General features: G+C 44.1%; 12 protein-coding genes and 1 pseudogene. 9 read left to right on the top strand and 4 right to left on the bottom strand.

Features of this window, described 5'->3' with window-relative positions:
- The first annotated feature begins 53 nt into the window (after nucleotides 1-53).
- From pyrD to MHN09_RS10225, 5 genes are all read left to right on the top strand, one after another.
- Nucleotides 54-1,061 (top strand): quinone-dependent dihydroorotate dehydrogenase, encoded by a 1,008-nt coding sequence (gene pyrD / locus MHN09_RS10245; protein WP_239240563.1) that lies wholly within the window; start codon nucleotides 54-56, stop codon nucleotides 1,059-1,061.
- Nucleotides 1,062-1,128: 67 nt separating this feature from the next.
- Nucleotides 1,129-3,225: a bifunctional 23S rRNA (guanine(2069)-N(7))-methyltransferase RlmK/23S rRNA (guanine(2445)-N(2))-methyltransferase RlmL gene (gene rlmKL, locus MHN09_RS10240; RefSeq protein ID WP_239240561.1), complete on the top strand. Its 2,097-nt coding sequence runs from the start codon at nucleotides 1,129-1,131 to the stop codon at nucleotides 3,223-3,225.
- Nucleotides 3,222-3,455 carry a glutaredoxin family protein gene (locus tag MHN09_RS10235; RefSeq protein WP_014949555.1) on the top strand — a complete coding sequence of 78 codons (234 nt, stop codon included), beginning with the start codon at nucleotides 3,222-3,224 and terminating at the stop codon, nucleotides 3,453-3,455. The genes rlmKL and MHN09_RS10235 overlap by 4 nt, the downstream gene beginning before the upstream one ends.
- Nucleotides 3,452-5,392 (top strand): ABC transporter ATP-binding protein, encoded by a 1,941-nt coding sequence (locus MHN09_RS10230; RefSeq protein WP_049586295.1) that lies wholly within the window; start codon nucleotides 3,452-3,454, stop codon nucleotides 5,390-5,392. Before MHN09_RS10235 ends, MHN09_RS10230 begins: the two co-directional genes overlap by 4 nt.
- A gap of 12 nt (nucleotides 5,393-5,404) precedes the next feature.
- Nucleotides 5,405-7,162, top strand: coding sequence for a DUF3466 family protein (locus tag MHN09_RS10225; RefSeq protein ID WP_239240558.1), 1,758 nt, complete (start codon nucleotides 5,405-5,407; stop codon nucleotides 7,160-7,162).
- A gap of 59 nt (nucleotides 7,163-7,221) precedes the next feature.
- On the opposite strand, the gene MHN09_RS10220 is transcribed toward MHN09_RS10225, so the two are convergent.
- Nucleotides 7,222-8,550 carry an IS4 family transposase gene (locus MHN09_RS10220; RefSeq protein ID WP_239240555.1) on the bottom strand — a complete coding sequence of 443 codons (1,329 nt, stop codon included), beginning with the start codon at nucleotides 8,548-8,550 and terminating at the stop codon, nucleotides 7,222-7,224.
- 357 nt (nucleotides 8,551-8,907) lie between these two features.
- Between MHN09_RS10220 and rmf the strand changes: the two genes are divergently transcribed.
- Complete coding sequence (gene rmf / locus MHN09_RS10215) at nucleotides 8,908-9,084, top strand: ribosome modulation factor (RefSeq protein WP_014949558.1); 177 nt, start codon at nucleotides 8,908-8,910, stop codon at nucleotides 9,082-9,084.
- 101 nt (nucleotides 9,085-9,185) lie between these two features.
- Here rmf and fabA read toward each other — a convergent pair whose 3' ends face one another.
- Nucleotides 9,186-9,704: a bifunctional 3-hydroxydecanoyl-ACP dehydratase/trans-2-decenoyl-ACP isomerase gene (fabA, locus tag MHN09_RS10210; RefSeq protein WP_014949559.1), complete on the bottom strand. Its 519-nt coding sequence runs from the start codon at nucleotides 9,702-9,704 to the stop codon at nucleotides 9,186-9,188.
- A gap of 208 nt (nucleotides 9,705-9,912) precedes the next feature.
- Here fabA and MHN09_RS10205 point away from each other — a divergent pair, with 208 nt between their 5' ends.
- Complete coding sequence (locus MHN09_RS10205) at nucleotides 9,913-10,200, top strand: hypothetical protein (RefSeq protein ID WP_014976601.1); 288 nt, start codon at nucleotides 9,913-9,915, stop codon at nucleotides 10,198-10,200.
- A 5-nt stretch (nucleotides 10,201-10,205) separates the two neighbouring features.
- Here the strand turns inward: MHN09_RS10205 and MHN09_RS10200 are convergent, their stop codons facing one another.
- Both MHN09_RS10200 and MHN09_RS10195 read right to left on the bottom strand, forming a co-directional pair.
- A complete protein-coding gene (locus MHN09_RS10200; RefSeq protein WP_239240552.1) occupies nucleotides 10,206-11,837 on the bottom strand; it encodes an FAD-binding domain-containing protein in 1,632 nt (543 codons plus the stop codon).
- A 12-nt stretch (nucleotides 11,838-11,849) separates the two neighbouring features.
- Nucleotides 11,850-13,157, bottom strand: a complete 1,308-nt coding sequence (locus MHN09_RS10195; RefSeq protein WP_239240549.1) for a DASH family cryptochrome — start codon at nucleotides 13,155-13,157, stop codon at nucleotides 11,850-11,852.
- Between the two features lie 110 nt (nucleotides 13,158-13,267).
- On the opposite strand from MHN09_RS10195, the gene MHN09_RS10190 reads away from it, so the two are divergent.
- Nucleotides 13,268-14,692, top strand: coding sequence for a deoxyribodipyrimidine photo-lyase (locus MHN09_RS10190; RefSeq protein WP_239240547.1), 1,425 nt, complete (start codon nucleotides 13,268-13,270; stop codon nucleotides 14,690-14,692).
- A 3-nt stretch (nucleotides 14,693-14,695) separates the two neighbouring features.
- Nucleotides 14,696-15,796: pseudogene (locus tag MHN09_RS10185) on the top strand (cryptochrome/photolyase family protein); the annotation flags it as partial.
- Between the last annotated feature and the right edge of the window lie 99 nt (nucleotides 15,797-15,895).

The following is a 15,895-nucleotide window of genomic DNA, read 5'->3' as shown; positions in this document are numbered from 1 at the left end:
CTGCGACGGCAACAATCACCCAAGCCCTTAATTAGCGAGTGGTAAAAATAACCATGCAATCTCTAGTGCAAAAATTCTTGCTTCAGTGTGAACCTGAAAAAAGTCACGATTTCACCATTAACTGGTTAAACAAGACCCAACATACACCGCTGAAATGGATGTACAGCACACCGACGATAAAAAAGCCCGTTACCGTTGCAGGCATGACCTTCGATAATCCGGTAGGACTTGCCGCCGGGCTTGATAAGAACGGCGATTGTATTGATGCGTTTGCCAGCATGGGATTTGGTTTTGTTGAGATAGGCACGGTAACGCCTCGTCCGCAGCCAGGAAACCCAAAACCTCGTTTATTCAGAATTCCGGAAAAGCACGCCATTATTAATCGCATGGGATTTAATAATAAAGGTGTTGATCATCTTGTCGAACAAGTGAAAAAGGCTCAGTTTAAAGGGCCTATTGGTATTAATATTGGTAAAAATAAAGATACCGAAGAAGCGAATGCGCTCGACGATTACCTGATTTGTTTAAACAAAGTTTATCCTTACGCAAGCTACGTCACTATTAACATTTCGTCACCGAACACACCTGGCCTAAGAAACCTTCAATACGGTGAAGCGCTCGATAAGCTGTTAGTTGGCCTAAAAGCAGCACAGGAAACGCTAACGCAAACCCACGGTAAATATGTGCCGCTGTTCATTAAAATAGCGCCAGATTTGAGCGATGTGGAAATTGACAGTATTGCTGCTTCGCTAATTAATAGCAAAATGGATGGTGTAATTGCTACTAACACGACACTTTCACGTGATGCCGTTGCCGGATTACAGCACGCTGAGGAAATGGGCGGTTTAAGTGGCTCAGTTATGAAAGATATGAGCTTAGAAGTAACACGCAAGCTAAACAAAGCACTTGACCGCGCTATTCCTATTATTGGCGTTGGTGGTATTGACTCACCCGAAGCGGCACAAGCACGCTTGGACGCTGGCGCATCACTGGTGCAGGTCTACTCGGCTTTTATTTATCAAGGCCCATCGCTCGTTAAACGCATCGTAAACGCGTTATAATATACCCAAACCAATCTCTCGTGTACGTGCTTTTTCTTAAGCACGTACATCAAAAACAGGTACATGAATGAATACTATTCTGGTTACGACCAGTCGCGGTCTTGACGAACTATTAAAACAAGAAGTGCTACGCCTTTGCCCTGATGCGCAAGTTAAGCAAGGGCCTGGCACTATTCAGTTTGAAGGCTCAAAGGAAGATGCGTATAAACTTTGCTTATGGTCACGCTTAGCCAACCGCGTAATTTGGGTGTTGGCATCAGGCAAAGCAGGCGATGCAGATGCACTGTATAACACGGCTATGGGTATTGACTGGCAAATGCAGATGGATTCACGTCATACCTTATCTGTACAGTTTATCGGCACAAACTTTGCCATAAAAAACACTCAATTTGGTGCGGTTCGTGTTAAAGATGCCATAGTAGATTCATTTGTAGAGCAAGGCTTACCGCGCCCATCAGTAGAACGGAAAAGCCCTGATATTTCTGTGTATGCAAGACTACATCGCGATAATGTAATTTTAGGCATAGATTTAGCGGGGGCAAGTCTGCACCAACGCGCATACCGACAAGAAACCGGTGACGCGCCGCTTAAAGAGCATATCGCAAGCGCAATGCTAATGCGTAGTGGATGGACAGAGAATACCGATGCGCCATTGGTCGATTTGATGTGTGGCTCGGGCACCATCGCGATTGAGGCAGCCTACATCGCTCGCAATATTGCGCCAGGTATAAAGCGTATGTATTGGGGCTTTACTAAGTGGCTCGGCCACGAAGCGAAAGTGTGGGATGAGCTAGTCGAACATGCTATTTCCGCGCAAAAGCCAAGCTGCAGCGGTATTTACGCGGGTGATTTCAGCCGTAAAATGGTAGCAATTGCAAAAGCAAACGCTGATTTTGCTGGCGTGTTTAACGATATTTCGTTCTCACAGCAAGACGCAACAAAATCTTCTCCTCCCGTTGCGACACCAGGCTACGTCGTTTCAAACCCTCCTTACGGAGAACGTTTGGGCGAGCTAACATCGTTAATACCGCTATTTAGTGATTGGGGTAAGCGTTTTAAAGAAGCCTGGAAGGGATGGCATGTGTCACTGCTTAGCAGTAATCGTGATTTGCTGCGCGTGCTCAAGCTACGTGCCACTAAAGACTATGCCATGAATAACGGTAAGCTGGAATGTCGTTTAGCGAATTATGTGTTGGATGAAGAAAACACGGTGCAGTTTAGTGAAGACGCCAGCAACCATGAGTTTGCGAATCGCCTCAAGAAAAACCTTAAACGCATGAAAGGTTGGATAAAGAGCGCTAACACTAACTGTTACCGCATATACGATGCTGACCTGCCAGATTATAACGTTGCCGTAGATAGATATGGTGACTGGCTGGTCGTTCAAGAATACGCGCCGCCAAAAACGGTTTCTGAAGACAAGGCACGAAAACGTTTGCAAGAAGTCTTGCTTCATTTGCCAGCAGTAACAGGTGTTTCACCAAAACAGATAGCGCTTAAAGTGCGTAGCCAACAAAAAGGTACAAAACAGTACGAGAAAATTAATCAGACTGGCGACATGATGGAAGTGTTTGAAAATGGCGCTCGTTTCCTGGTTAACCTTACTGACTACTTGGACACAGGCCTTTTCTTAGATCACCGTAATACCCGCCAAAAAGTGCAGGCGTTGTCCCAAGGTAAAGACGTTCTTAACTTGTTTTCATATACGGGTAGTGTGTCGGTATTCGCCGCTAAAGGTGGCGCAAAGTCTGTAACGACAGTGGATATGTCTAATACTTATTTAGAGTGGGCAAAGAAGAACGTAGCGCTGAACAAACTCACTGCGCCTCATGCTTTTATTCAAGCTGACTGCACCACTTGGTTAGGCACGCATAAAGGCAAATACGACTTAATTTTTATCGACCCACCGTCATTTTCGAATTCAAAGCGTATGCAAAATACGTGGGATGTGCAGCGCGACCACGTAAAAATGCTTACCGATGCTAAAGCGTGCTTAAAAGAGCAGGGGATCATCATCTTCTCTAACAACAAGCGTGGCTTTAAGCTAGATGAGACAGCCATGAGTGAACTGGGCTTGTCAGTAGACAATATTACCAAAGACACAATTCCAGAAGATTTTGCACGTAAAGGCAATATCCATCAGTGCTGGGTACTAGCTTCATGAAAATTTATTTTTACACCGGGCCGCAATGTAGCCTGTGCGACTTAGCCGATGTTGAGCTTCAACAAACGTCTATGTTTTCATCGCTTAATATAGAGAAGGTTAACATTCGCACTAGCACTGAGCTTTATCATTTGTACGGTGCAAGGATCCCCGTTTTGAAACGGGCAGATAACGAAAAAGAAATTGGCTGGCCTTTTAATACCGCCGATTTAGAGGAGTTTCTTCAGTGAGCATTTTGCAGTTAAAAAACATCACTGTTATTTATGGAAATCCGCCGCTGTTAGACGGTGTCGAACTGGTTGTACAGCCTAAAGAGCGCGTTTGCCTAGTAGGTCGCAACGGTAGTGGTAAATCAACGCTAATGAAAGTTATTGCTGGCGATATTATTGCCGACGATGGGCAGCGTATAATTGAAAATAATACGGTCATTGCGCGCCTAGAGCAGGACCCGCCCCAAACTACCGATGTGACGCTTTTTGACTATGTTGCCGAAGGCTTATCTGACGTAGGTGAAACACTGAAAGCCTACTTTCATCAAACCCGTATCGTTGGTGAAGATCCAAGCGAATCGAATTTAAATAAATTACAGCGACTACAAGAACAGTTAGAAGCCAGAGACGCGTGGCAGTTTGAACAGCAAATTGAACAGACGCTAACCATGCTAAAGCTAGACCCTGAGATATCGCTATCTACTCTTTCTGGGGGATGGCGCAGAAAAGCAGCGCTAGCTCGTGCGCTTGTTCGACAGCCGGATTTGCTCCTGTTAGACGAACCAACTAACCACCTTGATATTGAAATGATCCGCTGGCTTGAATCCAGCTTGAGTAATTACCAAGGCGCAATTGTGTTTGTAAGCCACGACCGTGCATTTATACGTGCCATGGCTACGCGAATCATTGACCTTGACCGCGGCTCGGTTACGAGCTATCCGGGTAACTACGAAACTTATTTAGAAAAGAAGCAGCACGATTTAGAGGTTGAAGCTTCACAAAACGCTGAGTTTGATAAAAAACTAGCGCAAGAAGAGGTATGGATTCGTCAGGGCATCAAAGCCCGCCGTACCCGCAACGAAGGCCGAGTAAGAGCGCTGAAAAAACTACGCGAGGAGCGTAAAGCGAGAAGAGCGGTTCAGGGCAATGCGGTAGTCAATCAACACCAGGGCGCGCGCTCTGGAAAGATGGTGTTTGAAGTAAAAGACTTAAGCTATAGCATTGAAGGCAAGCCTATTGTTGAAGGGTTAAACCTGAATGTTTTGCGTGGTGACAAGCTTGCTCTCATTGGTCCTAATGGTAGCGGTAAAAGTACGCTTATCAAGCTTCTACTCGGCGAACTCCAGCCCGATAGCGGCAACTGCAAACAAGGCACTAACCTTGAAGTTGCTTACTTTGACCAGCACCGCCACGGGCTGGATTTAGAAAAGTCTGTGATAGACGCGGTAGGCGACGGTAAACGCGATCTGATGGTAAATGGCCACCCACGCCATGTGATCAGCTATTTACAAGATTACTTGTTTACGCCTGAACGCGTTAATGCACCGGTTAAGTCGCTATCAGGTGGAGAAAAAAACCGCCTGATGCTAGCAAAACTGATGCTTAAACCGAGCAACGTTTTGGTGCTGGATGAGCCTACCAATGACTTAGACGTTGAAACCTTGGAAATGCTCGAAACCTTACTCAACGAATATACCGGCACCGTGCTTTTAGTCAGTCACGATAGGGAATTTGTTGATAACGTAGCAAATAGTAGCGTGGTATTCGAGGGTAATGGAATGCTTCGCGAATTTATTGGGGGTTTCACTGACGTAGAAAACTGGTATAAAGAGCAACAGGAAAAACGTCAGCAAATCGAAAAGGAAGAAAAAGCCAAGGTAAAGAATGAAACTAATTCAGCTTCAGACAGTCCTAGTGCTAAGTCTTCTCCCCGTAAGACGAAAAAGCTATCATACAAAGACCAGCGTGAACTTGAGTCCTTACCGAAAGAACTAGAAACACTTGAGGAAGAGCTTGAGGCTATGCAAGAAAAAGTGAACGACCCGGACTTTTTCAAACAAGACAGTGACATTACTGCCAAGGCGTTAGCCGAGTTGGCAGATAAAGAAGAATTACTTTCCCAGAAATATGCGCGCTGGGATGAACTAGAAAGTATGCTGGAAGATAATCAGCAGTAAATAGGATTTTAAATGAAACGAACTCAGCTTGCCGCCGCCGTTCTGTTGGCAACAGGAAGTGTTTCGGCATTCGCCGCGACCTATTCAGTGACGCCTCTTCCTTTACAGGATACCGCTAGAAACAATTTTGCTCGTTCGATTGATAACTCAGGCAAAATGTTGTCTGTCGTTCAACTGGAGTTCAATCCACCAATCGACGCAGAGCAGCTTGAAGAAGACACGACTTTTTTTGACCAGTTCGGTGAGAGTCTAGAAAACGAAGATGACGCACGCCAGGGTGTTTTTACAGACATAGACTACACCACGGTAGTAAACTATCTTCTATCGAACCCAAATCTTACAACGGGACAGAAGCTAGCGTCGTATAGAACCTATGCAACCGACACTCAAGATATATCATTAGTACCAGGTCTTGATGAAGTTACAGACAAATTTGATGACTATACGCGATCTGTTGAATCGACTGGTCGTGACAGCTTGAACGGTAACTTTATTGTCGGTGATTCTTCGGGACTGGTTGTTCTAGACCCATATGAGAACGAAGATGGCGATACATTAAACTACACGTATCCAGAGTCAGCACAACAAGCCTTTGTTCAAGCATCTGGAGAGACTAAAGTACTTCCAGCTGTTGATGACACTGTAGGAGGGTTCTCTTCAGCTCGAGCAATAAACGCAAACTTACAGGTTGCAGGTTTCAGTACTGTTAGTTTCCGCGATGATGTTGCCGATGCTGTTGAAACGTGTACAGACGATGAGTCTCGTGGTGACACATCTGAAGGTCGCTGCCTGTTTACTATTTATAATGGCGATTTTGCTGTTCCACGTATTTCTAGCTACTTCATTAATTCATCTACAAATTACTTACCGAGCTTCGTATTGCTGTCTGAGGTTAACGCTACCATTTGGCAGATCGATGTCAACGGCGATGTAATCAGCACCGATACCTACCCGTTATTATTTGAACCTGATGAAGACGATACACGCCACTATTTCACGTATGCCTATGACATAAATAACCAAGGTATCGCAGTCGGTGAAGGCCTTACTGGAGATCGCATTACGATAACGCGCCCAAATACATCAGGCAGGACTGAAAGTGAACGAGTTGCAACGGTTTTCAGAGACGGTGAAACCATTGAACTTCTTCCACGCGAAGAAAATATCATTAGCCAGGCTATCGCAATTAATGATGAAAATTGGGTGACGGGTGCAGTGCTTCGTTCACAAAGCGATATCGCACGCTCTCGTTTGTTTGTATACAACCTTGATACCCAAGAACAGCATTACCCTGATGGCTTCTTCGTGAGTGCTGGTGTGACTGCGAATGCCATCAACAATAATAATATCGTGGTGGGTAAGGCAGACGTGGATGCAACGAGTGATACTCTTCGCGATACAGCGGCATTTATGTACAACATTGATACTGAAGAGTTTACTAACTTAAATGATTTAGTTTCTTGTGATAACCCTTATGAGCTAATTGAAGCAGTAGATATCAACGATGATAATGAGATCATTGCGAATGCGAGAATTAAAGCTACGAACAAGTATGTAACGGGTAACGATATAATTAATTCAGACGGTGAAACAGAAGAAATCGACTCCGTAGTGGCGGTTAAACTGTCTCCGTTATCGAATGGTTCCATAGATGAATGTGAAATTCCTGAGGACGAACAGCCCTATGAGCGAAAAGGAGCTGCAACAGGTTTACTCGCATTTTTTGGTCTATTTGCTGCAGTATTTATGCGTAGACGTTTAGAGAAATAGCTGACCATTTGGACAATATGTAATCAATATTAAAAGAGCCACCTATGCGTTAATGCCAGTCAGTTAAGCTGACTGGCTTTTTTCTTTGTGGGGTATTTAGTCGGCCTTTTCCTCACAACTCGTGGATAATACCTGTCAGGTCGTTTGTCAGGTAACTTCATCATCCTCAACGATTCCATCAGGTATTCATAGTGGACGGGCAGTTTGGTCACTGTGTCTGGGATGGTGGTCAGGAAGAAAACGATGATATGCCTCATGCATAGACCGAAGCTAAGCCGTGAGGGAGATAGCTCCGGCATATCTTTTACGGCATCAAGCATCATCATTCTAATCAGATTGTAGGCGAGTAATAGTCCCCACAGTTCCTGACGCACCATCTCAGATTTCTTGCTGCGAAGCGTCAGCTTTGCCTGATGTAACGTCTGTTTCATTTCCCTGAAGCCCAGTTCTATTTCCCAGCGTTGAACGTACACATCGACAATCTCTTCGTAGGGGAACTGCATAGCATCGACCATTGAACTAAGCACGCGGTAGGTCTTTCCGTTTACTTCGTAGCTGGTCAGTCTAGCTTCGATGGTTTCAGGTAAACCATCAAACTTCTTCCGCGCCTGAGGCGAGGTCTTGAGGGTGACTACAGCATCATGTTCTCTTAGTTGATGTTTCACTATGTACTGTAAATCTTTACGGGCGGGCAGCATCCAGTGCGTATTAACACCTTTGGTCATCCACAGGTGCAGTAATCCCAGCGAGTAATATCCTCTGTCGAAGAGGGTTAGAGAGTTATCAGGGACTGAAGGAATAAGCCGCTCTGCAAGAGACATCTCTCCGACATCACGGCCGTCAAATTCACTGGCCAAAAGAAGGTGGCTAGACGTTTCCATCAGACTACACATGCGTACCTGCGGGTACGGGTTATCGCCCATCACATTCCGGTCACATCCGAATGCGGCAAGGTTCTCAGTGGTATCCTGGGCACGGAACATCACACCATCAACCGCCAGTACATTTAAACCACACCACTGTTCAAAGGCATACTCACCAAATGCCCGCTGTGCCATCAGCTTAAAGACATGACCGACAGCTTCTTCGCCCAGTCGCTGCCGGGCCTGCACCACTGCGCTGGGAGCAACAAACCTGTTTTTACCAGGTAACGAGATATCCAGTTTATTCGCGATATCCCAGACCGGATCACTACGAAACAGACTCATACCAACAATAGTAAATACGACCGAATCCAAAGGTAAGCGGCGACGTCTGACGGTCGCTACCCCCGATAAAGCATAAGCTTGCTGAAGAAGCTCAGGGTCAATTAAAGACATCAGTTTATTAATAGCATTCAAATCTTCTGCATGAGCAAATGTATCATCGAGGTTTGTAAGCAAAGACATAAAAAAATCCGATACCAGAGACTGATATCGGATTTTGAAGCCTTAAAACGATCGGTCAACCGATCAGGAAAATATTCTTAACTGATCGGCATTACACCTATGCGTGGCTTTTTTTATGCCTAAAAAACGTAAAAAAAGACATATTTATGCATAAAAAATGTAACATAAATTTCATAGAAACTTCATTTATTTAAATTTTGTCAAGCCCTTTTATTTTTTATTTTTCTTGAACCATTTAGTTAATTGCACTATCACAGTATTGTACGCAATCACTTTTCCGGCACTATCAACCGAAATGATGTAGAGCGCTCGAGAAAATGATTTGTTGTACTTTCAACAAACAAAAGAGGCTAATCAATGAAAAGACAAAAAAGAGATAAACTGACACGCGCCCATTCGAAAGGCTATCAAGCTGGCATTAGCGGTCGTTCAAAGGAAAATTGTCCATTTCAGCAAAACGATGCACGTTCACAGTGGTTAGGTGGATGGCGCGAGGCAGTAGAAGACAGACACTTAGGTTTAAGTGTTAAATAACACTTCTCTTTTATGAACTGATTATGCAAAAAGGAAAGCCCCTGAAAAGGGGCTTTTTTGTTGGTCAACGTTAATTGACCTTATAGCTCTATAAAGGCAGTTTAGAAGTTTGAGGTATCTTGGAACAAGCCAACTTTCAAATCTTTCGCTACGTAAATCTCACGGCCATCAACTTCTACTGAACCATCTGCCATACCCATGAAAAGTTTACGCTTTATCACGCGCTTCATCGTGATCTTATACGTTACCTTCTTAGCGGTTGGAAGGATTTGACCGGTAAATTTAACTTCACCTACACCTAAAGCTCGGCCTTTACCAGGGCCGCCGCTCCAACCTAAGAAGAAACCAACTAACTGCCACATCGCGTCTAGGCCTAGGCATCCCGGCATTACCGGATCACCTGGGAAGTGACAATCAAAAAACCATAAATCGGGGGTAATATCTAATTCAGCGATAATTTCGCCTTTCCCATGCTCACCGCCATCTTCTGTAATTGAAACTACGCGGTCCATCATTAACATGTTAGGTGCGGGAAGTTGACTGTTACCTGGGCCAAACATTTCACCACGGCTACACGCCAATAAATCTTCTTTGTTAAAACTATTTTTCTTCTCTGACATTCCCAACTCGTTGCTGTTATTAAAGTGACGCTGCTAATTTAGCGAACAGTTGTACGCCAAACAACTCTGAACAGTCATTTTTCTGAAGAAAAACGCATGCTAATATAGGTTTAGCAACTTTGGCTTGTACAAACATCGTTCTACACGTGTGATTTTTGTACGACTTCTAAATACAAGCTCTACAGTAACGTAATATTGTGTGAAAACTATGACAGAACAAACAACGAAAAAAAGCATTAAAAAGAGTGCCGCAGATAGAGCTAAAGCCAACGCTGATAAACAACGAAGGTTCAGAGAAAGGCAAAAAGACGCAGGTAAGAAACTTGTAAGAGGCTATGTTAGCCCCGAAGCAAAGGCATGTTATGACGAAATACGCGACAAGACTGGCTGGACTGACAGTGAAGCCATGTCAAATGCCATGCGGCTTATGTACGCAGCTTACAAATGTGGACAAATTAAACTACTGAATGAATGGCTTCGAAAAAATAACCGTTAGCCGGTTTATTTAATTTTTGTTTTCAGCCATGCACGACTTGGACTATTTTGCATGGTGTGGCGTTTAACAATACGATGCGCCTCTTTAACCACATCATCTCGCTCGCGATAGTCCCATAAGCGCTTTGCCGTGATGCGATTATTCTCTGTTATATCAACGAGCGGTTCAACGTAGTCGCGTTCAACGTCAAAATCTAACATTTGCGCTTCTAGGGGCGGCAATAAGTGAGGGGCGTGAACAGCTTCACTGGGTAATTTAGCAAGTTCTGGCACCCACTTCTTAATGAATACACCTTCAGGATCTAATTTTGAAGATTGTGTTGCAGGGTTGTATAACCGCACGGTGTGAATGCCGGTTACGCTAGCCTGCATCTGTATTTGGGGGTAATGAATACCTGGCTCAAAATCTAAGAACTGTGTTGCCAAATAATGCGCTGCCTTTAGCCAATGTACATTTAGGTGATGACACAGAAAACTGGTTATCATGGCACGCATTCGAAAGTTTAAGTACCCGGTATACTTAAGTGCTCGCATGCAGGCATCTACCAACGGATAGCCGGTCAATCCCATTGTCCAAAGGTAAAAGCGACGCTCGGCTTCTGGGCCATCTATAAACGGAAAGTTTTCGTATCCACTATTCATTGGTCGCCATTCAATACTGTGTTCGCTCTCAAATTTTTGAATAAAATGGCAGTGCCAATGTAACCGAGACGTTAAAGCGGCTAGGGCGCGACTCCATTGTTTTCTATCAGAATTCGGCAGTAACTTTTTCGTCTGCTTTTGATGTTGAACGCTTTGGTAAACTTGCTTAATTGATAGATTGCCCCATGCCAAGTAGGGACTTAAACGAGAACATGCCAGTCTTGCATATTCCGGCTTAGAAATATGTTGATGGTAGTATTGTCCTCTAGCATCGAAAAAATCTTTTAATACTTGCCAAGCACGCCTTTCACCGCCTGGCTGCATCTTGTTTAATTTTTTTAACTTGTCTAAAACATCCTGCCGATAATAATTCGATTTCTCGCTAAAATGAGTGCCGGTTTGACTAGTAATATGACAATCAAACAGACCAAGCTCATCTAAATTTTTGCAAGCAGTGTTGATGTTGTTGTGCTGGGTCCAGTCGACCCAATTAACGCTGTTTATATCAATATCATAGGTTTTCGATGTAAAGTGACGATCCCAGTTTTGCTGCCATTGCTCACGGTGAGGCAAACCACGCATCACTGCGCCATACTGGGACTCAATATGGTTTATTTTCTTTTTCTTCAAATAGTTAGTTACTGAAATATCTCGATTATGCGTAACGCTCAATCCTATTTCTTGGTAACTCCTAACCGCTGAAATAGCGTAATGCTGGGCAATAAGTTCGAGCGCATCAATAACTTCACAGTGTAAGGTCAGTAAACGGGCGTCTGAAGGCAACTGGGCGTTAATGTCGTCGATACTTTGCTGGATAAATTGCCAATGACGCATGTCCATATGCGGGTCGGCTATAAGGGAAGGTTCCCAACAAAAAAGCGGAAGAATGTTTTCGTTTTTTTCAACTGCACGGTAGAGAGGCTCGTGGTCTCGAAGACGAAGGTCACGTTTAAACCATATGACAGTCACAGATTGTTTAGAATGTACTGGAACCATATGACGAACTAACTACAACCACTTTTTACGAAATTGGCCGTCCGAATCATAAATCTCAGTCTGCTTTTGAAGGTTGAACTGTCTGTGGCCGCGAGGGTCGCTTCCAACACCAGCTAAGTAAAGCCAGTTGCCCCAATTACTCCCCACATCGTAATCGATTAATTGATGCTCAAACCACGCTGCACCGTATCGCCAGTCCTGCCTTAGTTCGTGAACCAAACAGCTCGCAACCAGTTGCCTGCCTCGGTTTGACATATAGCCAGTTTCAGCGAGTTGTCGCATGCAAGCATCGACTATCGGATAACCGGTTTTTCCTTCGCACCATAACGCAAAGGTTTCCGGACAATGCTGTGTCGACGGCTTTTTACCCTGGATACCGCCAAAACGAAACCAATTGGCCCCGTATTTACACTGTAACCAATGAAAAAATTCGCGCCAAAGTAATTCAAAATATATCCAATAAGTGGAATCGTTTTTTTCAACGGTTGCTTCAAACTGTTGAACTTGCCGAATGACTTCCCGTGCAGACAGCGACCCGTTCGCTAACCAAGCCGAAAGCTTGGTACTGTCTTGCCAAGTATCTAAAGCGTTCCTTGTGTCTTTATACGTTGCTGCAGCTTTCCAATCGAAGAGATAAGCATTTAAATGCATCAGCGCTGCTGTTTCACCTCCAACAAACGATGATTCAGACGGGCTCGGTAAATCAGTATCAATAGCGAATAAAAAAGACTCATCTAATTGCGGTGTAAAAGGGCTTGGTAAGCTTTCAATGGGGGGATGGACAGATAATGGCTTACAGTGCTTTTCCACTTTTCTGCGAAACGGACTAAAAACTTCGGGCATCTCTTCGATGTTGAAAGGAAGGGTTTGTGCATCAAATAAGCCAAACGTCGGGGTTTCTATTACTGTTACCGAATCGAAAAAGCGCTTTACTGTATTTAATTGTGCTCTCTCATCAAAACCACAGTGCTCGCTTACCCCAAGGTGAGAATATTGTCCGGACTTCATCAATTGAACTAAACGCTCAGCAGGGTCGCCTTTGACAATGAGCAAATCATGTCCGAGCTTAGCTAATTGCCGTTTTAAATCCACAAGTGTTTGAAGCAGGAATGTGTGCCTATGTTTCCCCATAGGCGCAAAACCATATGTCGTAGGTGTAAACGCTTTATCATCAAGAATATAAAGAAAAGTAACCTGCTGAACTGCTTCACACAGCGCAGAAATAGCAGCATTATCGTGAAGTCTAAGGTCATGTCGAAACCAATATAAACCTCGTTGATTGTTGTTCGTACGTTTTGTTTGTTGGTGGTGATTTATCATACTAATTTTGAGTACTTTTTTACTATTTCTACGGATCCTGAATCCGAGTTTTATCGTAGTACATGCAATACGAATAATATTAAGATTTGGCGCAACGCCTGAGGAAAAAAGTGACCGTTCCCGTTAGTATAATGTGGTTTAGACAAGACCTTCGTGTAAAAGACAATCCGGCCTTAAACGCTGCCTGTGATATGGGAAAAATAGTACCCATCTACATATATGATGACACTGCACCTAATGGCAGAGAGCCTGGGGGGGCAAGTAAATGGTGGCTGCATCATTCACTCTCGTCGCTCAATAAACGCTTGAACGGACATTTACAAATATTTAAGGGTGACCCACAGACACTTATTCCAAATTTAATGAAGTCATTTAACGCTAAAGGTATCTTTTGGAATCGGTGCTATGAGCCATGGCAAATAAACCGCGATAAAACGATCAAGAAAACCTTAATCGAGCATGATTATGAAGCCCATAGCTGTAACGGCAGCTTACTATGGGAGCCAATGAAAGTATTGAAGAAAGACGGTACACCGTATCGCGTATTTACACCCTACTACAAGAAGGGCTGCCTGCAGGTTAAAGAGCCTCGTTATCCCAAAGCACCACCCGCACGTATTACTTATGCGGATGTCGACAACGACAGCGATGGATTAACATCGCTAGACTTACTCCCTTCCATCAACTGGGATGCAACCATTGAAAAAGAGTGGTCACCAGGCGAAGACGGCGCCGCTGATAACTTAGCTGACTTTATTGAAAATTCAGCACGTAAATACAAAGACGGCAGAGACATACCGTCAGCCAATGGGACATCGCGTTTGTCGCCGCATTTACACTTTGGTGAAGTGTCTCCAAATCAAGTTTGGTACGCGATAAAAGACAAGTTTGGAAATAGTGAAGACAAAAGCATTGAAACCTACTTGAGTGAGCTAGGTTGGCGCGAGTTCAGCTATTATTTGCTGTTCCATTTTCCTACTTTGCCTAATAAGAACTTCAACGAAAAGTTCGATAAGTTTCCTTGGCGCACAGATGCGAAAGCGCTCAAAGCGTGGCAAAAGGGAAATACAGGCATTCCTATCGTAGACGCTGGCATGCGCGAACTGTGGCAAACGGGGTACATGCATAATCGAGTTCGCATGATTGTGGGCTCGTTTTTAGTGAAAAATCTATTACTCAGTTGGCATGAAGGCGAGCGATGGTTTTGGGATACATTGTTGGATGCCGACCTTGCGAGTAACAGTGCTAGTTGGCAATGGGTTGCGGGTTCTGGCGCTGATGCTGCGCCTTACTTCAGAATATTTAATCCAATACTACAAGGCGAAAAATTTGATAAAAAGGGCAACTATGTGCGTAAGTATTGCCCTGAATTGAAAAAGCTGTCAGACAAGTATATCCATAAGCCATGGGAAGCCCCTTCGGCGATATTGAAAGATGCAGGTATAGAACTTGGTAAGGAATACCCAAAACCTATTGTTGATTTAAAAGCATCGCGTCAACGCGCGCTAGACGCATTCCAAACATTAAAAGAGTAGGGTATGGCAGCACTCATTTTAGTTTTAGGCGATCAGCTTACCGAGACGTTGCCAGCGATTGCTAACGCAGTAAAAAGCAAAGACACAATTTTGATGGCGGAAGTACGTGAAGAAGCCACCTACGTTAAGCACCATAAGAAGAAGATAGCGTTTTTGTTTAGCGCAATGCGTCATTTTGCCAAAGCGTTGCGAGAAGACAATTTTAACGTTAACTATGTTCATTATAGCGACAAAAACAATCAGGGCGATTTGCTCGCTCAGGTTAAGCATGAACTTAACGGAAATGATTTTGACGAAGTAAAGGTGACTATGCCCGGAGAGTACCGCTTACTCAAAAGCATGGAGCAATGGAAAAACGTGCTTGGCATACCCGTTAGTATATGTGATGACAATCGCTTTTTATCGTCCCCACAAGAATTTACGGACTGGGCTGAAGGCAAGAAACAACTTCGAATGGAGTTTTTTTACCGTGAGATGCGTCGCAAACACAACGTGCTCATGGAAGGAAAAAACCCCATTGGCGGTAAGTGGAATTACGATGCCCAGAATCGCGAAGCAATGCCTGAAACCCAGAGAGTACCGAAGCATTCTACATTTGAGATTGATGACATTACTTCGAAAGTTATCGAGCTCGTAAAAAGCGAGTTTAGCGATCATTTTGGCGATATCAATCACTTCCACTTTGCGGTAACTCGAAAAGACGCACTCAGCGTATTGAATACTTTTATAGAAGAAAGATTACCTAACTTTGGTCAGTATCAAGACGCCATGGTGGAAGGCAAGCCTTGGCTTTACCATTCACATATCGCGTTTTATTTGAACTGCGGTTTATTGACGCCAAAAGAAGCCATTCATGCAGCCGAGCAAGCTTACCATGCAGGGCAAGTTCCACTGAATTCTGCTGAAGGGTTCATTCGCCAGATTCTGGGCTGGCGGGAGTATGTTAGAGGGTTCTACTGGCACTTTATGCCAAATCTAAAAACTGATAACTACTTCAATAACAGCCGCGCATTGCCCTCGTTCTTTTGGGACGCCCAGACAAATATGAACTGCATGCGCCAGTGTATTAAAGAAACGCAACAGAACGCTTATGCCCACCATATAGGGGTTCTAGGGATTTTCCCCTCTAAAAAGACTTAATCCTCTGTAGACCACACCAATAAATGGCTGCGGAGGTGGGTTACTACTTATAAGTGTGGCAAA

The organism is Alteromonas sp. MmMcT2-5 (assembly GCF_022348315.1).
Taxonomy (GTDB): Bacteria; Pseudomonadota; Gammaproteobacteria; order Enterobacterales; family Alteromonadaceae; genus Alteromonas; species Alteromonas macleodii.
Note: the sequence above shows the minus strand (reverse complement) of the source record. Positions and strands in the feature narration are given on the sequence as shown.